This window comes from Leuconostoc inhae, from assembly GCF_019656015.1.
Lineage (GTDB): Bacteria > Bacillota > Bacilli > Lactobacillales > Lactobacillaceae > Leuconostoc > Leuconostoc inhae_A.
Genome location: NZ_BPKW01000001.1, coordinates 16,984 through 41,333, shown reverse-complemented (window position 1 = coordinate 41,333; position 24,350 = coordinate 16,984). Strand labels below are relative to the sequence as shown.

At 37.7% G+C, this 24,350-nt stretch carries 19 protein-coding genes; 2 read left to right on the top strand and 17 right to left on the bottom strand.

The genetic code is table 11. The annotated features are described in order from the left end of the window. Positions 1-22: 22 nt before the first annotated feature. The 14 genes from ylxM to recG all read right to left on the bottom strand — a co-directional run bounded on the left by ylxM (position 23) and on the right by recG (position 20,007). On the bottom strand, positions 23-367 hold the full coding sequence (ylxM, locus tag K5Q14_RS00195) for a YlxM family DNA-binding protein (protein ID WP_220733822.1): 345 nt from the start codon (positions 365-367) through the stop codon (positions 23-25). Then, entirely contained in the window at positions 364-1,530 is a 1,167-nt protein-coding gene (gene ftsY / locus K5Q14_RS00190) for a signal recognition particle-docking protein FtsY (protein ID WP_220733821.1), read from the bottom strand. Before ftsY ends, ylxM begins: the two co-directional genes overlap by 4 nt. 1 nt (position 1,531) lies before the next feature. Next, positions 1,532-5,086 (bottom strand): chromosome segregation protein SMC, encoded by a 3,555-nt coding sequence (gene smc / locus K5Q14_RS00185; protein ID WP_220733820.1) that lies wholly within the window; start codon positions 5,084-5,086, stop codon positions 1,532-1,534. Between the two features lie 3 nt (positions 5,087-5,089). Next, a complete protein-coding gene (gene rnc, locus K5Q14_RS00180) occupies positions 5,090-5,791 on the bottom strand; it encodes a ribonuclease III (protein WP_220733819.1) in 702 nt (233 codons plus the stop codon). Between the two features lie 88 nt (positions 5,792-5,879). Then, positions 5,880-7,244: a phosphoglucosamine mutase gene (gene glmM, locus K5Q14_RS00175; protein WP_220733818.1), complete on the bottom strand. Its 1,365-nt coding sequence runs from the start codon at positions 7,242-7,244 to the stop codon at positions 5,880-5,882. A gap of 18 nt (positions 7,245-7,262) precedes the next feature. Then, entirely contained in the window at positions 7,263-8,348 is a 1,086-nt protein-coding gene (locus K5Q14_RS00170) for a CdaR family protein (protein WP_220733817.1), read from the bottom strand. Beyond that, on the bottom strand, positions 8,345-9,160 hold the full coding sequence (cdaA, locus tag K5Q14_RS00165) for a diadenylate cyclase CdaA (RefSeq protein ID WP_220733815.1): 816 nt from the start codon (positions 9,158-9,160) through the stop codon (positions 8,345-8,347). The genes K5Q14_RS00170 and cdaA overlap by 4 nt, the downstream gene beginning before the upstream one ends. A gap of 59 nt (positions 9,161-9,219) precedes the next feature. Continuing rightward, entirely contained in the window at positions 9,220-11,313 is a 2,094-nt protein-coding gene (locus K5Q14_RS00160) for a Na+/H+ antiporter (RefSeq protein ID WP_220733813.1), read from the bottom strand. Between the two features lie 4 nt (positions 11,314-11,317). Beyond that, entirely contained in the window at positions 11,318-12,196 is an 879-nt protein-coding gene (gene murB / locus K5Q14_RS00155; protein ID WP_220733811.1) for a UDP-N-acetylmuramate dehydrogenase, read from the bottom strand. A 111-nt stretch (positions 12,197-12,307) separates the two neighbouring features. Then, positions 12,308-12,721 carry a nucleoside-diphosphate kinase gene (gene ndk, locus K5Q14_RS00150; protein ID WP_220733809.1) on the bottom strand — a complete coding sequence of 138 codons (414 nt, stop codon included), beginning with the start codon at positions 12,719-12,721 and terminating at the stop codon, positions 12,308-12,310. Between the two features lie 62 nt (positions 12,722-12,783). Continuing rightward, on the bottom strand, positions 12,784-13,299 hold the full coding sequence (locus K5Q14_RS00145) for a YehS family protein (protein WP_220733807.1): 516 nt from the start codon (positions 13,297-13,299) through the stop codon (positions 12,784-12,786). 40 nt (positions 13,300-13,339) lie between these two features. Continuing rightward, positions 13,340-15,313: a DNA mismatch repair endonuclease MutL gene (gene mutL, locus K5Q14_RS00140; protein ID WP_220733805.1), complete on the bottom strand. Its 1,974-nt coding sequence runs from the start codon at positions 15,311-15,313 to the stop codon at positions 13,340-13,342. A 27-nt stretch (positions 15,314-15,340) separates the two neighbouring features. Further along, the gene (mutS, locus tag K5Q14_RS00135) at positions 15,341-17,935 is read right to left on the bottom strand and encodes a DNA mismatch repair protein MutS (RefSeq protein WP_220733803.1); all 2,595 of its coding nucleotides are present in this window, start codon (positions 17,933-17,935) and stop codon (positions 15,341-15,343) included. A 41-nt stretch (positions 17,936-17,976) separates the two neighbouring features. After that, complete coding sequence (gene recG, locus K5Q14_RS00130) at positions 17,977-20,007, bottom strand: ATP-dependent DNA helicase RecG (protein WP_220733800.1); 2,031 nt, start codon at positions 20,005-20,007, stop codon at positions 17,977-17,979. 243 nt (positions 20,008-20,250) lie between these two features. Here recG and K5Q14_RS00125 point away from each other — a divergent pair, with 243 nt between their 5' ends. Further along, the gene (locus tag K5Q14_RS00125) at positions 20,251-20,844 is read left to right on the top strand and encodes a recombinase family protein (protein WP_220733798.1); all 594 of its coding nucleotides are present in this window, start codon (positions 20,251-20,253) and stop codon (positions 20,842-20,844) included. Positions 20,845-20,931: 87 nt separating this feature from the next. Here K5Q14_RS00125 and K5Q14_RS00120 read toward each other — a convergent pair whose 3' ends face one another. The 3 genes from K5Q14_RS00120 to K5Q14_RS00110 all read right to left on the bottom strand — a co-directional run bounded on the left by K5Q14_RS00120 (position 20,932) and on the right by K5Q14_RS00110 (position 23,804). Further along, positions 20,932-22,338, bottom strand: a complete 1,407-nt coding sequence (locus K5Q14_RS00120; RefSeq protein WP_220733796.1) for an NAD-dependent succinate-semialdehyde dehydrogenase — start codon at positions 22,336-22,338, stop codon at positions 20,932-20,934. Between the two features lie 158 nt (positions 22,339-22,496). Continuing rightward, positions 22,497-22,967: a YagU family protein gene (locus tag K5Q14_RS00115; protein WP_373306148.1), complete on the bottom strand. Its 471-nt coding sequence runs from the start codon at positions 22,965-22,967 to the stop codon at positions 22,497-22,499. Positions 22,968-22,985: 18 nt separating this feature from the next. Then, a complete protein-coding gene (locus tag K5Q14_RS00110) occupies positions 22,986-23,804 on the bottom strand; it encodes a VanW family protein (protein ID WP_220733794.1) in 819 nt (272 codons plus the stop codon). A gap of 245 nt (positions 23,805-24,049) precedes the next feature. Between K5Q14_RS00110 and K5Q14_RS00105 the strand changes: the two genes are divergently transcribed. Beyond that, on the top strand, positions 24,050-24,310 hold the full coding sequence (locus K5Q14_RS00105; protein WP_220733792.1) for a SemiSWEET family transporter: 261 nt from the start codon (positions 24,050-24,052) through the stop codon (positions 24,308-24,310). The last annotated feature ends 40 nt before the right edge of the window (positions 24,311-24,350 follow it).

Below are 24,350 nucleotides of genomic sequence, written 5' to 3'. Positions count from 1 at the left end.
TCTTCTCCTTTTTAGCGTATAATTAATCTTCTATTTCATGTGCCATGAGTTGCGACACAAGTTTTTTTAACTCAGTATCTTTATTATAATACACTGCAATGTAATCTTGTACTTGAGTCTCAATTTTTGAACGTGTTTCAAATTTTTCTTGTAAATGCAAAACATGTTCATATTTCAACAATTGATCAATACCGCGTTTAATATTGTCAGAAACTGCCTGACGACTGACTGTTTCAACTTCTGCGATTTCAACAATTGAGTAATCATCTTCAAAATAATAACGTAGATAATCTTGTTGTTTAATCGTTAATAATTCACCATAAAATCCAAATAAACCATTAATTTGATTTTTTTCCTTAAAATTCATGCCATTAGATCCTTAAACATACCATATATGAATTCTTCAGGCTTAAATTCTCGTAAATCACTTGCCTTTTCACCAAATCCAACCCATTTCACTGGCAAGTGCATATCGTTTCTAATAGCAAATACAATGCCACCTTTTGCAGTACCATCCATTTTTGTCAAAACAATTCCTGTCACATCAGATGAATTTTTGAATAATTTTGCCTGCTGTAAAGCATTTTGACCAGTTGTTGCATCAAGCACTAATAATACTTCATGTGGTGCACCTGGTATTTCGCGCTTAATAATACGTTTCATTTTTTCTAGTTCTTGCATCAAATTAACGTTATTTTGTAAACGACCTGCGGTATCAACAAATAAAATATCATAATGTTCGTCACGTGCTTTTGTCACTGCTTCAAAAACAACTGATGCTGGATCTGCTTTTTCTTTGCCAGATACTACTGGCACACCTGCTCGTACACCCCATTCTTGTAGTTGCTTTGTGGCTCCGGCTCGGAACGTATCAGCTGCTGCAAGTAAAACTGATTTTCCCTGTTGCTGATACTTTGTGGATAATTTACCAATTGTGGTTGTTTTGCCAACACCATTAACACCAACTAACAAAATTACTGTTGTCCCATTGACATTAAAGTGCATGGTTGCATCTTCATTCACACCGTCAGCTTCATACATATCAACCATTTTTTTAATGATGACATCACGCACATCTTCTGGACGATGGGCATTTTCAAGCTTAACTTCTTCACGCAAGTCATCGGAAATCTTAATTGCCATATCAAAACCAACATCAGCACCGACCAAGGTTTCCTCTAACTCTTCAAAAAAATCTTCATCAACAGAACGAAAGTTTGCTAAAAATTTATTAAATCTGGCAGCAAATCCCGTACGAGATTTTTCTAACCCTTTAGTATAAATTTGTTGCTCTACAATCTCTGGTGCCACACTTTTTGGTAGTTCTTGTGTTGCAGTTTCTTCGGAAACATCATCAGGCGCTGACTCTTCAGCTACATTTTGATCATGTTTCTCCTCTGTTTCTTGTATATTGTCTGGTATCTCAAACTCTGCAGAATTGTCTTGATTGGCGCGTGCTTCAACCGTATCTTTAGACTGTTCACTATTTTCTTCGGTCTTTTTTTTACGAAAAATATCAAATAATCCCATTTTACCCTACACTTTCTGTTGCTCTATCCAAATCTACTGCAATCATCTTAGAGACGCCTGCTTCTTGCATTGTGACACCATACAATAAATTAGCTTTCATCATAGTCCCTTTACGATGTGTGATAACAATAAATTGTGTATCACCGGCAAAGTGATATAAATATTTAGCAAAGCGATCAACATTTGCTTCGTCTAATGCTGCTTCTGCTTCATCCAACACAACAAACGGTACAGGACGGACATGTAATATTGCAAACAATAGCGTAATAGCAGTCAGTGCTTTTTCACCGCCAGATAACAAACTCATTTGTTGAAATTTTTTGCCAGGTGGTTGGGCCGTAATGTCAATGCCTGTAGTCAGAAGATGTTTTGGGTCTGTTAAACGAATTTCAGCACGGCCGCCACCAAACATTTGTGTATAAATATTTGAAAATTTTGCTGCCACATCATCAAAAGTTTGTTTGAAACGAATTTGAACCTCTTCATCCATTTCATCAATTGTTTGTAATAGTGTCTCACGAGCCAGTTTTAAGTCATCACGCTGCTTTGTTAAAAATTCAAAACGCGTTTTCACTTCTTCATATTCTGAAATAGCACTCATATTAACTGAACCAATTTCATCTAGACTGCGTTTCAACAAGGCTAATTGTGATTCTATCTTTGGTAACTCATCAATGCCATGAGTGGCTACAATATCGGTTATGTCTACCATATCATATTGTGTCAATAACTGCGCTTGCACATTATCAAGTTGCGATTCTAAACGTGTTAATTGTCCGACAATCTGATTTTGTGTACTGTTATTAACACGTAATGTTTCTTGTTGTGTCGCAAATTGACTTTCAATTGTGACAACCACATCAGTTAAACGATTGATTTGTTTGGTATAGACATCAAATTTATCTTTTATTGCTTCTAGCCGTTGCGTGATCACGTTCATTTTTTCAATATTATTAGCACTACTTTTTGCTGCCGTTAACTGCACATTCGAGTCTTTTAGTGCGTTCTCAACATTATTTTTTTGCTGTTGTGCCTCATCTTTTTGTGTCTGTAGCAATCCTATTTGAGTCACTAAACTGTCCATTTTTGCTTGCACTGTCGCATAATTTGTTTGCACTATAGCTTTTTGTTCATTGCTAACTTGCGACTGAGTGGAAATGTCTGCTAGTTGTTGATCTAATCGGGCTGTTTCAGTTTCTTGATCTTTTTGTGCATCTTGTGCTAATTTAAGCTTTTTTTGGTTAGCAAGCAACTGAGTTTCTATATCAACTAATTGTTTTGTCAAATCGTCATTCTCTATTTGCAATGCTTGCAAAACACGTGTTTGTTGCTTGATAGCATCCTGTCGCCGTGCTAAATCATAATCAATTTGCGCTGTTTCATTTTTAGCATTAGCTAGTTGTGTTTGTGAAACCTGTAGTTTTGATCGCAACTCATCACCTCGTAGGCGTTGATCTTGCACTGATTTTTCTAATTTTTGAGTTGTTTGTGTCAAGTTAACCAAGCGCTCATTTAATTGATTTAATTCCGTTTGACGGCTCAAAATCGTTAGGCCTGATTTTTGGTTTGCACCACCCGTCATCGAGCCACCTGCATTCACAACTTGACCACCTAAACTGACAACACGAAAACGATAATTTCCCATACGTGCAATTTTAGTTGCAGCATCAAGATTTTCAGCGATAACTGTGTTTCCCAGCAAATTTGACTTGATAGCATGCATATCAGCAGGCATTTCTACTAAATCGGCTGCCACCCCAATAAACCCATCACTCATTCTAATACGTTCAATGCCGCTTAGCTGTCTTGGCTTAATCGTATCAATCGGTAAAATAGTGACACGTCCGGCACGTTTTTGAGTTAAATGACGAATAACTGCTTTAGCAGTCGTTGTTGTATCTACAACGACTTGCTGTAGCGCACCACCTAAAACTGTTTCAATTGCCTGCGTATAGTCAGTTGGTACCGTCATGAGTTCAGCGACAACACCTTTAATGCCTAAAAATTGCTGTCTAACTTGTGCTTGCATCAAAACACGTACACCTTGATAAAAACCTGCATACTCATCTAACGCTGTTAACGCATCCCTTTGACTACGCGACTTATTTAAATCATTTAAAGCACTGTACCATTTCTGTTCATTCTTTTGGTATTCTGTTGTATTTTGTGCACTTTTTTTCTGCAAATCATCTACATCACGTTTTAAATGATCAATATTTATGATATGCCCTTGTTCTGGAGAATCCAAGGTTAATTGTGTGTTCAAAGTTAATACTGTTTCTTTTTCGTCCAAAATTTGTTTTGACAACACCTGCTGACGATTAACTAAACGCTGTTGCACTTTTTGATCAGACTGTAAACCATTTCGTAAGGCAGCAATATCTTGCATTGTCTGTATATATTGATGGCGATGATCGTCAATTTTTTTCTGCAATTTTTCTTGCAATGATACTTGTAAGGCATTATCAAATGACGCCATTTGCTGCTGTAACGTATGCTGTTGTTCCTGAAGTTTGTCCTTATCTTCAATAAGTTGGTTAATTTGAGACGTTAATTCTGCTAAACGATTTTTCCACTCAGCTAATTGACTATCTTTTTGTGCAACACTTTGCTCTAAGGTATTAATTTGTTGCGTACTTAAATTTTGTGCGCCAATTAACCTTTCCCGTGATTGTGTATCATGCAAAATATCTTGTTGCGCTTTATCTCGCATGAGTTGCATACTGATGCGCTCTTGACGCTTTTCTGATAACGATTTATTTAATAGGTCCAATTTTAACTTGATCTGATTAACCCGACCATCTTGAATCTCTACTTGAGTTGTTGCATCCTTGATTTGCGTTTCTAAACTTCTATGTGTCAACGCTAATTGCAAGGTATCTAGTGTTTCAAAACGCTCTTTTTGTGCAACGTAATCAGTTGCTTGTGCTGATTGTTCAGCAAGTGGTTCAATACGTCCCTGAATTTCATAAATAATATCAGCAACTCGTGCTAAATTATCACTTGTTTGTGTTAATTCTTTTTGTGCACGTTCTTTATTTTGCTTATACTTATATACACCAGCAACTTCTTCAATAATACCGCGTCGGTCTTCTGGCTTTGCATTAAAGATGCCTTCGACACGACCTTGTGATATAATCGAAAAACTCTCTCTACCAAGACCAGTGTCCATAAACAATTCATGAATATCGCGTAATCGACTATCAACGCCATTAATTTGATACGTACTTTCACCAGAACGATACAATTTTCTCGTAATGCGAATTTCATTAAATTCTGACTTAACATAATGATCAGAATTATCAAATGTCATTGACACTTCTGATCGATTTAATGCGCTACGCTTATTTGTGCCACCAAAAATAACATCTGACATTTTTGTGCCACGCAAATCTTTGGCACTTTGCTCACCCATAACCCAGCGTATTGCCTCAATAATATTAGACTTGCCTGAACCATTTGGGCCAACAATACCCGTCATGCCTGGCATAAATTCAATAATCGTCTTATCAGCAAAAGACTTAAAGCCACTGATTTCGAGGGATTTAAGTTTCATAGTTTACTTATCTTCCAATAGTTTTAATGCAGTACGCGCAGCAGCCTTTTCAGCATCTTTAATAGACTTACCCGTACCACGCGCCAATTCACGATCATCAACTGAAATACTAGCTTCAAATAGTTGCGTATTACCAGCTAATGGTTGTTCACTTTCAGTACGATAATAGATATCGACCGCACCATTTTTTTGAAGCTTTTCTTGCAATCGACTTTTAAAATCAATAAAGCGATCAAAAAAATCTGTATCGATTGCTGCAAATAAAGTTTGATCTAAAAAGACACTGACGGCCTCAAGGCCTTGATCTAAATATAAGGCACCAATAAAAGCCTCCCATATATCTTCTAGCAGTGAATCACGGTCACGTGCACCTGACATTTCTTCACCTTTTCCAAGACGAATGCCTTCATTCAAGTGCACGACACGTGAAAAGTGCGCAAAGGAGCGTGTTTGTACCATTGCAATACGCATTTCTGTTAGCTGGCCTTCATGCCAATTCGGGTATCGTTTAAACAGATATTCAGCTACCGAAACTTGCATGACGGAGTCACCTAAAAATTCTAGTCGTTGATAATCACGCCCAGATTCGTCTTGATGTTCATTCAAATAATTACGTTGCGTCAAGGCCTCTTGCAGCAGTGCTTCATCGTTAAATTGAATATTGAACTCTGTTAATAAATATTTTTTAAAGCTGTCTTGTGACACGGTTTTTTTCCTTTTAAATTCTAGTTTTATACTTTATTATATCAAAAAAAGCACCATAGTTTTAATAAACTTAGCGCTTCAATCATTTTTATTGCATTGTCTGCTCACGAACAACAGCAGCAATCATCTCAACATACCGTTCAACAAGCTCTGTTGTAGGTGCTTCAGCCATTACTCGAATCAATGACTCCGTGCCTGATGGGCGTACGAGTACACGACCATCTCCGGCCATTTGTGCCTCTACTTCTGCAATTTTACTCACAACCGCTGGATTTTGTTGAATCGCTATTTTATCGTCAACTTTAATGTTAACTAATTTTTGAGGATATAATTGCACTGCTGCCGCTAGTTCAGACAGGTTGGTGCTCGTTTCCTTCATAACATACAACAGTTGTAAGGCTGTCAATAACCCGTCACCAGTTGTGGCCCAATCACGGAAAATGATATGCCCTGATTGCTCGCCACCAAGATTATAATCTGATTTAGACATTTCTTCCATAACATAACGATCACCAATGGCAGTTTGTACACTCATCATGCCATTATCCGTCAACGCTTTATAAAAACCAATATTACTCATAACCGTTGAAACAACTGTGTTATGTTTCAGTCGTCCTTGCTCGTTCATAAATTTGCCAATGATAAACATAATTTTATCACCATCGACAATTTCACCATTTTCGTCAACAGCAATCAAGCGATCGCCATCCCCATCAAACGATAAACCAGCTTGTACGTCATTTGTTTGAACAAGCTCTGCTAGTGCTTCAGGATGTGTCGAGCCGACACCATCATTAATATTTAAACCATTAGGTTCTGTTCCCATAGTTACAAATTCAACGTTTAAGTCTGCAAATAAGCGTGCCAGTAGCCCACTAGTTGCACCATTAGCTCCATCAAGTGCCACTCGCATACCCACAAGATCTGTTGGAATTGTTTTTTGTAAGAAGCTCATGTACCGCAAAGCACCTTCAGGATAATTATTAACAACACCAATTCCCTCAGCACTAGGCCTTGATAACGTGTCAGTTGGTGCATCCAATAATTGTTCAATCTCATATTCAAGTTCATCTGACAACTTAAAGCCATCATTACCAAAAAATTTAATCCCATTATCTGCGGCTGGATTGTGTGAGGCTGTAATTTGTACCCCCGCATCTGCTTCCAAATCCTGTACTAAAAATGCAACTGCCGGTGTCGTTATAACGCCTAAACTTAAAACATCAATACCCACCGACAAAAATCCAGCAACAATAGCTTGTTGTAACATTTCACCAGAAATTCTTGTATCTCTGCCAACAATAACAACTGGCTTTTTATGACTTTCAGCATGCTGTGTTAAAATTGCACCACCTGTACGTCCTAAACGAAATGCTAATTCTGGTGTTAATGATTCATTAGCAATTCCACGTACACCATCTGTTCCAAAGTATTTTAATTTAATATCTGACATTTTTTTATCTCGCCTTCTCTAGTTACTACTTGAAGTCTTAGCATCACTTGTATCAGTATCACTAGATGCTGAAGCGCTTGATGACGTAGCTGAGCTCGTGTTTGAACTATCGTTCGTGCTACTTTCGCTCATACTATTGCTACTGTTACTGTTTTTGATTTGTGAGACTATGGCCGTCACATCAGTCTTATCATAACGTACAATGCCGTCAATGCTAGGTAATTTAACATTAACAGTCCCACCGTCTCGAATATTACCAACATCAACTGATACACTAATATTATCCATAGCATTAAGTATATCAGATGACCCATATGCCGTCACTGTTTTCGGATCAAACGTGATTTGATAGTTATTAGATTCACCATTTTTAACGCTGGCGTTTAATGTGAGTCGCTTGGAATCCTCTGGTGCAATTGCTAAAGTCGCATCAACGGTTTGACGGCTGAAATTAACCTCTACTGTATTACCATCCTTATCCAAGGCTACAAGTTGTGCTGTACGCGTTAATGACTCCTTCGCGCCACTTGGCAAATTCAAACGTGCCGCAACACTCGTAACCGCATCAACATTCGACTTTGGTCCACTAATTGTCACATTTTTTGGATTGGTTGTTGGTTCACCTGCCGTATAGCCCTTAGCAATATTATCTTTATTATAACTCACATTAACTGGTACTGTTGCTGATGTTTTCCGCGCGATGGTAACCGTTATTTTTTGCGGATTAACTGTTGACGTTAAAGAGGCATTTACGCCACGTAATGCCACTGTAGCAGTACGTTTACCAGCTTTTAAGCCTCTTAAATCTATACTTGCTTGAATATCATTACGACTTTTTGCCGCGGAAACTAGCGCACCTGAACCTTCAATATCAACTTGTACCGTCGTAGGCGCCCCTATAACAACATATTTATCATTATCAAACTGTACATTCAAAGCCACTTTTAATGTTGCCTTTTTTTCTGGTATGATTGTTGAAAAATTATTAGAATCATTACCTGATGATCTAGTTGACCGCGTACTTGAAACATATGATGATAACAAAATGGCAATAACAAACGCGATGCTGAGATTAACAATTTTTGACTGTTTTATTTTTTTCATCGTGTTTGTCCTCCTTTTCGCCACCAATGCGTCTTAGCAACAACACTATCTACTGCTGGTATAAACTGGTGTTCAAAGAAATTTAAGTAACTTTTTTGATCCATATGTCTCAACAAATCACCTTTTTGTGTAATAGAAATTTCACCAGTTTCTTCTGACACAACGACAGTAATTGCATCACTAGCTTCAGAAATTCCTACTGCTGCACGGTGTCTCGTCCCCAATTCTTTGGGTATACGCGTACTTTCTGAAAGTGGTAAATAAGCTGCTGCCACTGCAATACGGCCTTTACTAATGATAACCGCACCATCATGTAGTGGCGTGTTTGGAATAAAAGTATTAATCAACAATTGTCCGGTAATATGAGCATCAAGTTTAATCCCTGTCTTAATGTATTCATCCAACTGGGCGTCACGTTGAATGGTAATTAACGCCCCAATGCGCCGTTTAGACATATACTGTAAAGAATCATCTAAACTTTTAATTAACTGATGTTCGACAGTATTATCAATACGTGCACGCCGCACAGTTAACCGACGTCCTAAAGTTTCTAGGCCTCGTCTAATTTCTTGTTGGAAAATGACAACTAAAGCAATTGGTGCCCATGTAATCAGCTGATCCATCACCCAAGAAAGTGTCATTAATCCAAGATACCAGCTAACTACCTTGACTAAGATGACAGTGCCAACACCAAATAAAATCTGCAGTGCACGCGTGCCTTCTACAAATTGAATAATTTTATACAATAAAAACCAAATAATTATAATATCGACCGCATGCATAAGATTGTTAATTGTTAGGTACGATAACATTTTTTCCCCTTTACATCATTGCAATAAACTGCCTAATAGACATCAATATGTCACACAAACTACTCTTCATCTTTCCCAGCTAATGCTGCTGTTTCGGAAAAATTAATAAATTGCCTGATATTAATACCAGCTTGGCGTGTAATACGTTGTTGTTCATATAAATTTTGGATAGTTTCGCGCTGAGCATTTAATGCTTTCAACTCTAATTCCATCCGTATTTTATCATCGAGTTGTCGTTGCTCCGGTGTATCAACACGTTTTTCATTTTCAATACGATAACGATATGCCACAATTAAATTATAAGCATTTTGACGTTCGACTCGATGCGTTACCGTATCACCACTATACTTTTCCATGTGAGCCGAAAGCGCTTTAATGGCTTCTTTGGAAGTTTCTCTCATGGCAAGAGATGTTTCTTTTTTAATTTTTTCACTGGTTTCATCTGAAAACCAGATACGAATGCTACGCAATCCTCGACGCATAAGCACCAAAGCCCATTGCGATGAAAAATGGTACTGTGCGTCAGCAGCTATCAAATTTTCAAGTCGTTCCAAACGTCTAGATTGTGACGAAAAGGTTAATGGTGAAATATCCTCATGAACTAACAATTGTTGTAACCGATCACGTTGTGCTTGCAGACCGATAAGACGTAATTCTGAATCATCCGAGCTGGTGTAACCTGACGTATCACCTATTAACTGACGCCTAATTTGAGCAATCGTTCCCTGCTTTCTTGTAATCAATTCATAGACAATGGCACGATTATCTTCACGTTGTTGTTCTCGTAATGTTTGAATGCCTACTTGAATAGCAAAAATACGTGCTTGAGATTCTGTCATTTCAGCTTTTTTTGTGTCAGTTGACACAGCTTCTGAATCTAACATTTCCGGCTGTGTGAAATCATGTGCTGAACGTTCTTTGGTCATAATTGGCAACATGATAGTCGCTACCAGTAAACTCACAATAACAACAACAGCCGCTACAAACACTAATAAATCTCGTTGTGGAAAAGCAGTGCCATCATTAATAATAGTTGGGACTGTCATAACAGCAGCCATCGTCACAGCACCACGTACACCTGTTAAGCCTGATGTTACTGCCATGTTAAATGAGGGTTTCGTTTCTTTGGTTTTAATGTAAGCCGCGATTTGATTACCGTAAGCCCAAAATGTTCGAATAGCAAATATGATAAACCACACAACAACGCCATAAAAAATAGCGTGTCCTGTGTTCATTTGTGAATTTTGGACAACTGCAGCAAGCGCTGGCGGTAATTCAATACCTAATAACACAAAAATAATACCATTCAATAAATAGACAAATATTTCCCATGTTCTAACACTAGTAATTGCAATTTCTGGATTTCGCGCGTCAACATGTTGATCACTTAGTATCTTTGTTATAATGGCTCCAGCAACAACTGCAATGACACCAGATGAATGAAATATGTCCTCTGCTACCCAATAAATTAAAAATGGTGCCAGTATCGTTACAACCGTATGAAATACCACATCATTCAAGCCAACACGATCAAAAACATCGCCGATCCAATTTAAAAGACTGCCCAGTAATAACCCAATGATTAAACCAACGATTGTCATCCAAAAAAAATTTCCAATGGCATGGCTCAGTAAAAATGTACCGGCAACCGTTGCCTTAATAGCCGTATTAAAGCTAACCAAACCACTGGCATCATTAATTAAACTTTCACCTGAAACAATATGCAAAACAGTTTTTGGTAATTTCACACGTTTGGCAATTGCCTGTACCGCCACAGGATCTGTGGGTGATACAACTGCAGCTAAGGCCAAGGCGACGGAAGTTTCTAACTGAGGCATCAACAAGTGTATGAAAAAGCCACCAACTAATGTTGTCAATAATACCAGTATAATGGCATTACCTAAAATTGGACCACGTAATTCCCACAATTCATGCTTTGGAAATCGCCAAGCATCATTATATAATAGCGGTGCCACAAATAATAACATAAACCAATGTGAATCGATTTTAATAAATATACCGAAAGCCAATGAAAGCAACAATCCAATGGCAATTTGAAACAAACTTATTGGTACATCAGGTATAAAATGTGACACAACATTTGATATTGTCACCGAAACGATCAAAATAACCACTAATTCTAATATCACCATAAATTTAACGCTCCCCTATGATACGCACCTCAGTTTCTAAGGTAACATTAAACTTCTTTTTAACGGTTACCTGTACGTGATGAATCAAATCTTCATAATCGTTACCTGTCCCATTGTTAATATTGACCATAAAACCAGCATGCTTTTTTGATACTTCAATGCCCCCAATACGTGTACCCTGAAGACCTGAGTCCATAATCAATTTGCCCGCAAAATACCCCTCTGGTCGCTTAAAAACTGATCCATTCGATGGATAATTTAACGGTTGCTTATCAGCCCGTCGATAATTATTAACATCCATACGTAATTGAATATCTGATTTCACGTCCGGTGTCAAAGTGAACGTGGCACTCACAATCACACCACCATTTTCTTGAAAAATGGAGTGACGATAGCCAAATTCTAACTCACTTAATTTAAATGTTTGTATGCTCAAATCCGGCATGATTGCAGTGACCGTGGTGACTACCATTTCTGTTTGTCCACCATATGCACCTGCATTCATAAAAATAGCACCGCCAACAGAACCAGGGATACCAGCTGCCCATTCTAATCCAGTCAATCCATGTGTCATGGCCACTTCAGTCACTATAATCAAGTCTGCGCCGGCATCTGCTGTAATTGTGCGTTGATCAACTTTAATATCGCGTAAATCATGCAATAAAATTGACAAACCATGTAAGCCACCATTTCTAACAACTAGGTTAGATAACCGGCCAAATATATGTACTGGTTGTGCTTTTAATTTTGCCCAATGCAACAACTGTTGTAACTCTAAATGTGTCTTTGGTATGGCTAAGTAGTCAACCTTACCGCCAACTTGCGTATGTGCATATGGGGCTAACGATTGGTTTTCAAGTATTGTTATATCATTTAATTTCATTTTTAGGCTCCGAGTCTATATCTTCTATTTTACCAAACTTTTAGCTTAACCACCTAAAATGAACAAAAAAACTTGACTTAAGATTAAATTAATCACAGTCAAGTTTTAAATTTATGTAAACCATAGGTTGATTTCGCGCTTTGCTGACGACAGACTATCTGAACCATGCACAAGATTCATCATAGCTTCGCCATCCCACTCACGTCCTAAATCACCACGAATAGTTCCAGGCGCTGCCTTGGTTGGGTTAGTTTCGCCCATTAAAGTTCGCCAACCTAAAATAATGTTAGTTCCTTCACCAATCATAACCACAACTGGTCCCGACATCATATAATTAACAAGAGAAGGATAATACGGCTTGCCAACATGCTCAGCATAATGCAAATTAAGCAATTCTTCTGTCGGGACTACCATTTTCATAGCACTAATTTGATAGCCTTTATTTTCAATACGTCGAATAATTTCACCCATTTTACCACGTTTGACACCATCGGGTTTAATCAACATTAAAGTACGTTCAGTCATATTGTCCTCCAGTAAAGTTATATCACCTATATTGTAACCGATTAAGAAAACGCTTACAACACTTATTTGCGAGCAGTTTTCTTAACATCAGCTGGTCGATATTCCATTGCCATGCCTTTTAGAATATTTCTTAAATATCTATCACCAGCTGGCTTATAATTACGATGATCTGATCGACGTAATACGGCACTTAATTCATTATTTGAAATGGTCACACCTGCTGTTTTCAAAAAACTCATGTAATCATCGCTTGTATAAGACATAGCAATTTTAAGTTTTTTCATCACAACATTATTAATGTTTTCTTCTTTATTTATATCAAAAGTTGGGGCCACCGGCTTTAAATCAGGACCAAATTTTTGTCCTCTTTGAGAAATAATCAAACCATTCATGAAAGATTCAAGGCCTTTGGCATCTATTTTTTCATCGCGTTTACTGCCTTCATCTTGCTTAGTAAGCAACGTATGTAATTGCGTCTCATCAATAGTCACATTACCAAATTCAAAAATTTTAATCATATCTGCGTTTTGAATGTTTAGGGCATAACGCAGACGAATAATAATATCATTGTTGTTCATCTATATTTCTCCTGTATGTACAGTGCCAATTGGCACCTATTTAGTAAGGATGATTATCGTATGTTTCCCATTTTTCATGAGAATCTTGAATACGTTTAAACATTTTTTCCATCTCTGTTAGCGTAAACTGTGTTAAAACTGGTCGACCATGCGGGCAATTATAAGGGTTTTCTGCATTTGCTAATGTTTGAAGTAGTGTGCGTGCCTGCGCATCAGAAAGGTGCATATTGGCACGAATAGCACGTTTACAACTCATCATAATTGCCGCTTTTTCTCTAAATTCTGCCACAGTCAGCGTGCCATCACGTAATATCCAATCAATCATTTCACGAATTGTATCTTCTTCTTGACCGTTTTCAAACCATGTCGGATGTTCACGAATAATAACACTTGTTGGTCCAAATGGTACTACAGTTAAACCAACCTGCAATAAATCCTGTTCATGATCAGCAATTTTAAGCATATCTGAAGCGGTATAGTTAATTGTTATTGGCACTAAAAGTCGCTGCTGATCATCACTCACTTCACCAATTTTTTGACGATAATATTCATAATTAATTCGCTCTTGTGCTGCATGTTGATCTATCAAAAATAAACCATCTTCATTTTGTGCAAATAAAAATGTGCCATGCATTTGTCCAATATATGACAAGTCTGGAAAGCCACTCGTGTTTGTTGGTATCACATCAAGTGTTTCTTGCTTTTTAACGGTGGCTTCAGTAAATGGTGACTGGTATGTCGCAATTGATTCTGTTACCTGTTCTGGTTCAGATGTCTCAAATACCGGTAACGTCGCTTCATTTTTGTATTTAGCAACAAATGTGCTTATGTCACGATCTGATAATTGCGATTGCTCGGTAATACTGATACCTATAACATCTGATCCTGTGTTCGTCTCAGTATCAGATTGCATTACAGGCGCTAAATTTGTATTTAACCATGGTGCTACTTGTGTTGGTTGTCCTGATTTATGTTCAGTTACGTTTGTTTTACCGTATAAATTTTCATAAGCATCCGGAATCAAATTTTCATCTGCTAAACGATTTTTGATTGTTTGTACTAACAATTCCGATAATTCTGTTTCCTTTGACAATCGAATTTCTGATTTTTGGGGATGCACATTAACATCTATCAAAAGCGGATCTGTACTAATATTAATGACGCCCATCGGAAAGCGACCAATCATTAGCTTAGAACCATAACCATGAATAATCGCATTAGAAACCGTAAAATTTTTAATAAAACGGCCATTAACTAATATTGTTAGATATTCTCGCGATCCCCGTGTTAATTCAGGTAAAGAAACATAACCTGTCACATTAAAATCGTCATCTTCTCCAGCAAACGACAACATTTTTTGCGCCGTATCACGGCCATAAATTGCAGCAATGACTTGCTGCTGATTGCCGTTTCCTGTCGTTTTGAGCAAATTTCGACCATCAGAAGTGACGGTAAATGCAATATTAGTATATGACAAAGCCAGTCGATTCATAATATCAACCACCCGCGATAATTCTGTTTGCGGCCGTTTTAAATACTTCAAACGTGCTGGCGTATTATAAAATAAATCCCGCACTGAAATGACAGTGCCACGCCGACCATTGGCTGGCGTGACACTCACTTGCTTACCACCTTTAATATGGTACATAACCCCTTGAGTCGCTAATTCAGTTGTCGTATTTAAAGTGACATCAGCAATAGCAGCAATCGATGGCAAGGCCTCACCACGAAAACCAAGTGACATAATATTAAACAAATCATGACGATTCATTATTTTGCTTGTTGCATGCCGTGTAAATGCCAATGGCACATCTGCTGGCTCAATACCTGATCCATTATCAACCACACGAATAAGTGTCTCACCGGCATCCTCAACAATGACTTCAATTTGAGTTGCGCCTGAATCAATGGCATTTTCGACTAATTCCTTGACCACGCTCGCTGGCCGTTCAATAACTTCGCCGGCGGCAATTTGGTTGGCTAATAAATTTGAGAGTTCATGTATTTTTCCCATTGTGTTTACGCCGTAGGCGCCTGCCTCCTAATTTCTAAGTTGTTTTAATGCATTCAAGGCATTCATAGCATCAACTGGTGTCATTTTTAAAATGTCAAAGCCATCTAATGTGTCTAGAATTATCTTTGTTTCTTTATCAACAACGTCGACATTGAACAAAGCAACTTGCTCAGACAAACCGGCATCTTCAGGTTGCAACTCAGACGCTGTTAGGTCATCTGTTGTCACCACTGTCTCTTTATTTTCTAATGCAATTAATATTTTTGTAGCATTAGTAATGAGTTCATCTGGCAAACCAGCAAGGGCAGCAACATGAATGCCATAAGACTTATCAGCTGGTCCTTTTTGAATTTGATGTAAGAAATGTAACTGCCCTGCTTCATCTTCAACCGCCCCTACATGAACATTTTCAATACTAGCATGCTGATCAGCTAAAACTGTTAGTTCATGATAGTGTGTTGAAAATAGTGTTTTAGCGTGAATATGAGCATCCAAAAATTCAATGATTGCTTGTGCCAAAGCCATACCATCATAAGTTGCTGTACCACGCCCTAGTTCATCAAACAAAACTAACGAATGTGCAGTCGCTTCCTGTAAAGCATGATTAGCTTCAGCCATTTCAACCATAAAGGTAGATTGTCCCATCGCCATATCATCATTGGCACCAATGCGTGTAAATATTTGATCAAAAAGAGGTAACTCAGCATATTCTGCTGGGACAAAACTGCCCATTTGCGCCAAGATAACAATCAGCGCTAGTTCACGCATATACGTTGATTTTCCAGCCATATTTGGTCCAGTAATCAACTGCATATTGGTTGCTTTATCAAGCAACACATCATTAGAAACAAATTCGCCAGCCGCCAATAACGATTCCACTACAGGATGTCTGCCTTGCTTAATATTAATGCTATTATGGTCTGTAAATACTGGTCGTACAAAACGTCGATTATCTGCAACATCTGCCAATGCTGCTAAAACATCTAAGCGTGCAATTTGCTGTGCAAGTTTTTGCACACGACTAATATTTGCTTTAACACGTTCACGCACTGTCACAAACAATTCATATTCACGTTGTGTGCGTTTGGCCTGAGCCTCAATAATAAGGCGTTCGTGTTCTTTTAATTCAGGTGTGACAAATCGTTCAGCATTCGTTAACGTTTGTAGACGTTCATAACGATTTTCTTCAAGTTTAACAATATTTGCTTTGGTAACTTCAATGAAATAACCAAAATTTTTATTGTAGCCGACTTTTAATGAATGAATACCTGTCGCCGCACGTTCATCTACTTCTAACTGTGCTAACCATTGTTGATTATCATGCAATACACGACGGTAAGTGTCAATTTTTTCATCAAAACCGTCATTAATAATGTCGCCTTCCCGTACACTAATTGGTGGATCATCAACCACTGCTTCGTCAATTAAGCCAGATAAATCAGCCATGTCATCTAATTTATCACCGGTTGCGTTTAAAATACTGGTTGTTTCAGATAAAACGGATTTAATACCTGGAATAGCCAATAATGACCGTTTTAGCTGAACAATTTCACGCGCATTCATTGTTCCCATAGCTGCTCGAGCTGATAACCGTTCCAAATCATAGACAGATTTCAAATGATCTTGCAAGGCACCGCGCGTAAAAAAATCATCCTGAAAAGCCTGTACCAAGTCTAAGCGTGATTCAATATCACGTTGGTCACGAAGTGGCTTTAACACCCACTGCTTAAGAAGTCTACCACCCATCGCTGTGTGCGTTTCATCTATGAGGCCAAGTAATGAGCCTGCGCGTTTTTTAGTTCGTGTATTTGCAATTAAGTCTAAATTGGTTCGTGTATCTTGATTAAACTTCAAATAGGTTAAGCGCTCGTAGCTCACCGCCGGTACAATGTGATCTAAATTACGTCGCTGTGTATCAAAAATATAATTTAGCAACATTGCTGTTGCTGATACTTCATCAGATTTGATGAGTGGCTGAGTCAAAAAACTTACTGTCGCATTTTGGTCAATAATTGATTGCGTAGAAATCACTAACCCACGTTCGCCAAGTTGTGTCGCTAGCTGTTGCCTAGTCGTTTGTTCATCATTTTTCCGCAACACGACCTCTTTGACTTCTAACGAACTCAATTCATCCATGACGTCACTAAATCGATGCATCGTTGTCGCTTTTAACTCACCTGTTGATAAATCAATATAAGATAAGACCCAAGTTTCTTCACCTGGTAATACAGCGGCTAAATAATTATTTTGTTTATCTGATCCAGCACCATCAAACATTTTAGTTCCAGGCGTGATGAGTTGCACAACATCTCGTTTGACCATTCCTTGAGCAACAGCCGGATCTTCCATTTGTTCTACAATAGCGACTTTGTACCCCTGATCCACCAAAATATCAATATAATTTTTTGCTGCATGATGCGGTATGCCAGCCATAGGCACTGGATTTTCAGAATTTTTATTGCGTGCCGTTAACGTTAATTCTAGTAACTTTGCACCTTTTATTGCATCTTCTTCAAACAGTTCATAAAAATCACCTAAGCGATAAAAAACAAAGGCATCTGGATATTGCGATTTTATTTCGTGATATTGTACCATCATTGGTGTTTCAGCAGGCTTGCTCATTTGTAAAACATCTCCTAATTCGTGTCATGCTTTGTCAATTTTCAATCAAAATGACGATAGTTTGCCATCGTACGTGATAAATAATCCACTAAAGTTTGACTAGCAACTTGCTTATCCCAGTTTTTTTGACTGACCAACGTTATTGCCTCTTGCTGTGCAATTTCCATCATCGTTAAATCTTTAATAGGATCACCAACAACAAACTCTGGTACACCAGACTGCTTCGTCCCTAAAATATCGCCTGATCCGCGTAATTCAAGATCTCGTTGTGCAAGTATAAAGCCGTCAGTTGTTTCAACCATGGCTTCTAAACGTGCGGTGCCATAGTCTGTTTTGGGATCGGCAACAAGCATTGTATACGATTGCCTGTTACCACGCCCGACGCGTCCCCGTAATTGATGTAACTGTGCTAATCCAAATCGATCAGCATCTAAAATCAGCATAACAGTAGCATTTGGCACGTCCACCCCAACTTCAATAACTGTTGTCGCAACTAAAATTTGAATACGATTGGCTTTAAAATTTGCCATCAATAGTTTTTTTTCATCATTTGAAAGTCGACCATGTAATAAACCAATATGATACTGTGGAAACTCCAATTGCATGGCCTCATACATTGCTGTCGCATTTTGTACGTCTAGTGATTCAGATTCTTCAATTAATGGTGTCACTATATAAGCTTGTGCGCCATCATCAATCTGTTTTTTAACAAAGGCAATAGCATTGTCTAATTGATTATGACCCATACGTGTTGTTTTAATGGCTTTACGACCACTTGGTAATTGATCAATGACTGACACATCCATTTCACCATACGCTGTAATCGATAATGTTCTAGGAATCGGCGTTGCCGTCATTGCTAAAATATCTGGATTCACACCATTTTCGCGTAATGCTGCGCGTTGATTCACACCAAATCGATGTTGTTCATCAATCACTGCTAATCCCAAATGGTGAAAAACAACATCAGGTTGCAATAAGGCATGTGTGCCGACTAAAATATCAATATCACCATTTTCAAGATCTTCTAAAAGCTGGCGACGCGCGGCAACCTTTAGGCCACTGGTTAATAATTCCACACGTAAAGTTAGACCCGCATTATCAAATAATTGCGTTAAACTCAGTGCATGTTGTTGCGCCAGAATTTCTGTTGGTGCCATCATTGCTGCTTGCATGCCAGCCGTCACAACGGCATACATAGCCATAGCTGCTACAACTGTTTTACCAGAGCCAACATCTCCTTGCAGTAAGCGATTCATATGACGTGCTCTTTTTTGATCTTGTAAAATTTCTGATACGACTTTTGTCTGTGCAGCCGTTAGTTTAAATGGCAAACTCGCTTCAAAATTACTCATTGCAAGTGTATCGTAATTAATACCCTCTCCAGCAAAATTTTGATCAGCCAGTTTGAGTAATTGTAATCGCATCTGAAAAACAAAGAACTCCTCAAAAGCCGCACTTCGACGTGCGGCTTTTGCAGCTGCTATATCAGTTGGAAAATGCATCGATTCAATCAACGTATTACGGTCTAATACACGATACTTAGTGCGAATCGTTTCTGGCACCAAAGAGCCAAGCGTTCCGCGAACATCTGCCCATGATAATTCAATTAAATGACGAATTGTTTTGGCAGTGATTTGCTTAGAAGATGGGTATATTGGATCAAGTGCATCAACGCTGGCGTTAATTACCTTCATACCAGTCAATGCTGCTTTTGCAGCATTATACGTCCCATAAACGGCAACCTCTTGACCAACATCAATATTTTGTGCAATCCAAGGTTGATTAAAAAAAGTTACGCGTATGTTTTCATGTTCAATTAATAAACCAAATCGCGTTTGATTTTTTTTGCCAAAACGGGTAATCACTGGTGGCGTGCTAACGATCCCCTTAAAAGTTACTTTATCGCCATCTAGTGTTTCAGAGGGTAAGCGTTCACCTAAATCTTCATATCGAAATGGGAAATAACCAATAAGATCTTCAATTGTAAATATACCAAGTTCATGCAAAGCAGCAAGCCGTTTTGGCCCAACACCTGGTAGAACATTGACATTATCAACGTAAGTTATCATGTTATAATTGTAACATTTTAGATCGAAAAATGGCGGCTACTAGTAATCATTTTAAGCAGTCATAATTGCTCAAAGCCATAATCTATCTAAGCTATTTATTTACAAATTAATTGAATTCACCGAAAAACATTTTTTCATGTTAACATTTTGAGATGTTCATAAATTATTTGTTGCTTTTATTCTAAGACATAACATTAATTATGCTTTAAACATCATACACAACAAAATTAAGGAGACACTTACATGAAGTACGGGTACGCTCGTGTGAGCACCATCGGGCAACATTTAGAGCATCAAATTTTAGAACTACAACAGGCCAATGTGGATAAAATTTATAAAGAAAAATACACTGGCACGACTGTAAACCGACCAGTATTTGAACAATTACTAAAAAAACTACAACCGAAGGATGTATTGGTCGTCACTAAGTTAGATCGTTTTGCTAGAAATACGCATGAAGGTCTTGAAGTTATGCAAACTTTATTTGATCGTCATGTTGCTATACACATTTTAAATCTTGGCCTCATCGATGAAAGCCCTACTGGTAAGCTGATTTTTACAATATTTTCTGCGTTTGCCCAATTTGAACGCGACCTTATTGTTACAAGAACCCAAGAGGGGAAAACATATGCTCGCATGCATAATCCAAACTTTAAAGAAGGTCGAAAAGAACAGTACACTGACACAGAAATTATCAAAGCCTACAATATGCACTGCAAAGGGATTACATACAAACATGTTGCTATCAAAACTGGTATTAGCGTGTCAACACTAAAGCGACGCATTAAAAAGCTTGATCTTAAAAATGATTCACAAGAGAGACGACATCAAAATTGATGAATATAAAAACACCTGACAGCGTAAAATCAATCACAATTATTAGTATTGTGAAAAATTACAGCTTATCAGGTGTTTTATTATGTTTTATATGAAGCCACCAACGGCGTTTTCAAGATCGATTGGTTCATGTTTTGTCACAATTGTTTGTTTATTGACAAATGTGTCAATGCCTAAATCACCTAATTCTCGACCGTAGCCTGAATTTTTAACACCACCAAATGGCAATTCTGGCAAAGTACCACCAAAACTATTAACAAACACAACACCAGTTTCAATTTTAGAAGCAACTTCAGCAGCATGGTCTGCATCCCCACCAAACACAATACCACTCAAACCATAATGTGAATCATTAGCTAATGCTATTGCCTCAACCTCATCTTTCACCTTAAATACTTGGCCAACTGGACCAAAAAATTCTTGATAAAAAGCAGGATTTTCTTTAGTAATACCTGTCAAAATAACAGGCTCAAACAAAGCAGCAGGTTGGGTTTGCTCAACACTACCAAATGCTAGTGTTGCCCCTGCTTCAACTGCTTGGCGGACTTGTTTAGTCAAATTTTGCTTAGCTTTTGATGTACTTAATGGCGCCAAAGTGGTCTCTGGTTTCATGGGATCTCCCAATTTTGCCTCAGAAAAAGCAGTTTTTAACATATCAACAATTTTATCGTAGTTTTTTTCAGTGACAATAAAACGTTTTGACGAGGTACATACTTGACCCGCATTATAAAGTCGAGCGCCGCTAATAATTTTATTAATTTCCGATAAATCAGCATCATCTAATATCACAAATGGATCACTACCACCTAGTTCAAGAGAACTTTGTTTCATATTTTTGCCAGCTTCAGCAGCTACCAATTGACCTGCACGTTCAGAACCTGTTAAAGCAACCCCCTGCACACGGTCATCGCCAATAATTTTGTTTACTTGATCATAATTAATAAATAAATTAGTTAATGCGCCATCGGGTAATCCAGCATCATGTACGACTTTTTCAAATGCTTCAGCAGCCATTGGTGTATTGCTGGCGTGCTTTAATACCATCGGATTGCCTGCCATATAATTTGGTGCAAAAACTCGCATAATTTGATAATACGGAAAATTCCATGGTTCGACCATGAGTAACACGCCAGTTGGTCTAGAAATAATTTGTGCTGGCCCAATGGCAGAAACAATATCACGTGGTTTCAAAAAATCTGCGCCATGTTTAGCATAGTAACGCGCAATAGCAACCGTAATTGCCACTTCACCTTTTGCTTCTACTAAACGCTTTCCCATTTCAATCGTTAAAATTTTAGCTAATTCATTTGCTTTTGATGCAATGATATCAGCTACTTTGTTTAACGCTTCAGCACGACTTTCTATTGGATCATGACGCCATTTTTTATATAACGCATGTCCTTTTGTAAGTGCTTCCTCAACATAGGCATCATCATGATTGTCATAAGTCTTAACAACCTCATCTGTCAACGGATTAATTGTTTGATAGCTCATTTTGTGCGACCTTTCTTGAAATCCATACTTCTTCTATTTGTCAACACTACAACTATAACACCTTCATATTTGGAATAAAAATAGTTGACTTGTGACTTTTTATTCAAGAAATTAAAAAAGGGCTTAGCACTTGCTAAGCCCTTCTAAAAAATATTCGTTTAGTGCCCCATCAAAGCAATAACAACCAAATAAATAGTCCATGCCCAGACTATATGACCTAATACTTCTGAAAAATGTTCCGTAAAAGGTTGTTTTGCTGGAGAGGGAACTGTTTTGAATACTGGCATTATCACAATGTGGAAAGCAAACCAAATAATAAGGCCATACAAACTGCCTTGCCACATGCCAACAATAGGCCATAACTGATAAGTTAATGCAAAAAGGACACCAAAGAAAAGAGAGAATGAAAAATGCATCAAGAGTGCAATATAATAAACTTTTTGATCTTTAGAGTAATAAACATAAGCATGTGTTATACGACGTGGCACACCCATTTGCTGTAATAATTGTTGTGGCGGATTAGTTTCATCACGCGCTTGTGTTCTCGGTGGTAAAATTGCTTCCCAGCCAATTTTAACCATGCCGGAAATCAAACCGGCTGCAATACCTACTAAAATACTGGCCATCATTATTTAATTTGTCTCCTGTTAATTTTTAATTACTGTTAATTGACTCGTATCATAAGCCACTCTAGCATGATTTGTTTTAATTAAAGTTTCGTTTATTAGCTGGTGACTTTGATCATATTGGTATTGAAATATTTTTCCACAACGGTAGACAACATCACCGTTTGATTCAAAATGTTCCCCAATTGCTTTGACTTCATAAGTATCCTTTTGTGGCTCAGAAGCATAAATCTCACCATGCAAATGTGTTTTTCCAACGTAAGTTACCAACTGATAGGTGGTATTTGTGTTATTTTTAAAACGATAATCTAGATAATTATAAACAATGGAGGTCCCGCTACCAAAAGGTACTTCCCGATTAGCATCTGGAAACATATCTACTTGTTCATGATGATACTTTTCAACAACATCTAGTGGTGTATGCAAAACCATCCAGTGAATCAAATTACTAAATTGGCAAAGGCCACCACCAGTGCCCTTTTTAAGCTCACCGTCATTGGCTACCATCAAACCATTTTGATACCCACTTTTCTCAGTGCATCGGCCAACTAAACGCCAAAATGAAAATGTTTCTCCCGGTTTAATGATGACATGATTAACCTTTGGTGCCGCAAGTTTGAGATTAGCAACCTTAGCTTCTTCCACAGGAATAGGTACTTTCCTCAGTCCGCGACGCATAAGTGATTGATGACTAAATATAAGGTACGGTAACTGTGATTGAGGTTGTTCTTGCGCTATACGACCAAATAGTTGGTCCGTTAGTTTACGTTTTAAAATATGTGATTCATAAGATATTTTATAGGTTAAGGGCGATATGTCACAAAATAGTTTTCTTTTCATTATCATCTTCTCCATTAGTAATCATATCACATAATTCATGTTTGGCATGAAACGAATATATCAATTACCAGATCATATTGTTAGTCTGACAAGCCGTGTCACAAAACTTCTTTAACATCTCCTAAGTCAAACCGGAATATATTTTAATTTATTATTAATCGAATTATTATAATCCACTCTTTAAACTTCATATTTGATTTAATAATTTCAAACAAGTATACTAATTAATATTGAGGGGGTAATCAATGAAAAGTGAAAAATTCATAGAATATTTAAGTTGGACTGCTACCGTGATGTCAATTCTGATGTATGTATCTTACATTCCTCAGATAATAGACAATCTTTTGGGTGCCAAAGGCAACCCAATTCAACCATTAGTAGCTGCAGTGAATTGTGGTCTATGGGTGTTATATGGTTTAATTAAAGAAGATCGTGATATTCCGCTAGCTACTGCTAATTTTCCAGGCATTATTTTTGGATTAGTAACATTCTTAACTGCTATTTAATTTTATATTTCTTTCTAACGTAGCAGCCTATTGTGTTTTA

Bases quoted from the DNA above. Each gene is read 5' to 3' on its own strand.
- mutS (WP_220733803.1), bottom strand. From the start codon at position 17,935: ATGAGCAAGCCTGCTGAAACACCAATGATGGTACAATATCACGAAATA.
- K5Q14_RS00110 (WP_220733794.1), bottom strand. From the start codon at position 23,804: ATGAAAAGAAAACTATTTTGTGACATATCGCCCTTAACCTATAAAATA.
- ndk (WP_220733809.1), bottom strand. From the start codon at position 12,721: ATGACTGAACGTACTTTAATGTTGATTAAACCCGATGGTGTCAAACGT.
- murB (WP_220733811.1), bottom strand. From the start codon at position 12,196: ATGAAATTAAATGATATAACAATACTTGAAAACCAATCGTTAGCCCCA.
- ftsY (WP_220733821.1), bottom strand. From the start codon at position 1,530: ATGGGATTATTTGATATTTTTCGTAAAAAAAAGACCGAAGAAAATAGT.
- K5Q14_RS00120 (WP_220733796.1), bottom strand. From the start codon at position 22,338: ATGAGCTATCAAACAATTAATCCGTTGACAGATGAGGTTGTTAAGACT.
- ylxM (WP_220733822.1), bottom strand. From the start codon at position 367: ATGAATTTTAAGGAAAAAAATCAAATTAATGGTTTATTTGGATTTTAT.
- smc (WP_220733820.1), bottom strand. From the start codon at position 5,086: ATGAAACTTAAATCCCTCGAAATCAGTGGCTTTAAGTCTTTTGCTGAT.
- glmM (WP_220733818.1), bottom strand. From the start codon at position 7,244: ATGTCAGATATTAAATTAAAATACTTTGGAACAGATGGTGTACGTGGA.
- recG (WP_220733800.1), bottom strand. From the start codon at position 20,007: ATGATAACTTACGTTGATAATGTCAATGTTCTACCAGGTGTTGGGCCA.
- K5Q14_RS00170 (WP_220733817.1), bottom strand. From the start codon at position 8,348: ATGAAAAAAATAAAACAGTCAAAAATTGTTAATCTCAGCATCGCGTTT.
- K5Q14_RS00145 (WP_220733807.1), bottom strand. From the start codon at position 13,299: ATGAACAACAATGATATTATTATTCGTCTGCGTTATGCCCTAAACATT.
- mutL (WP_220733805.1), bottom strand. From the start codon at position 15,313: ATGGGAAAAATACATGAACTCTCAAATTTATTAGCCAACCAAATTGCC.
- K5Q14_RS00105 (WP_220733792.1), top strand. From the start codon at position 24,050: ATGAAAAGTGAAAAATTCATAGAATATTTAAGTTGGACTGCTACCGTG.
- K5Q14_RS00160 (WP_220733813.1), bottom strand. From the start codon at position 11,313: ATGGTGATATTAGAATTAGTGGTTATTTTGATCGTTTCGGTGACAATA.
- cdaA (WP_220733815.1), bottom strand. From the start codon at position 9,160: ATGTTATCGTACCTAACAATTAACAATCTTATGCATGCGGTCGATATT.
- K5Q14_RS00115 (WP_373306148.1), bottom strand. From the start codon at position 22,967: ATGATGGCCAGTATTTTAGTAGGTATTGCAGCCGGTTTGATTTCCGGC.
- K5Q14_RS00125 (WP_220733798.1), top strand. From the start codon at position 20,251: ATGAAGTACGGGTACGCTCGTGTGAGCACCATCGGGCAACATTTAGAG.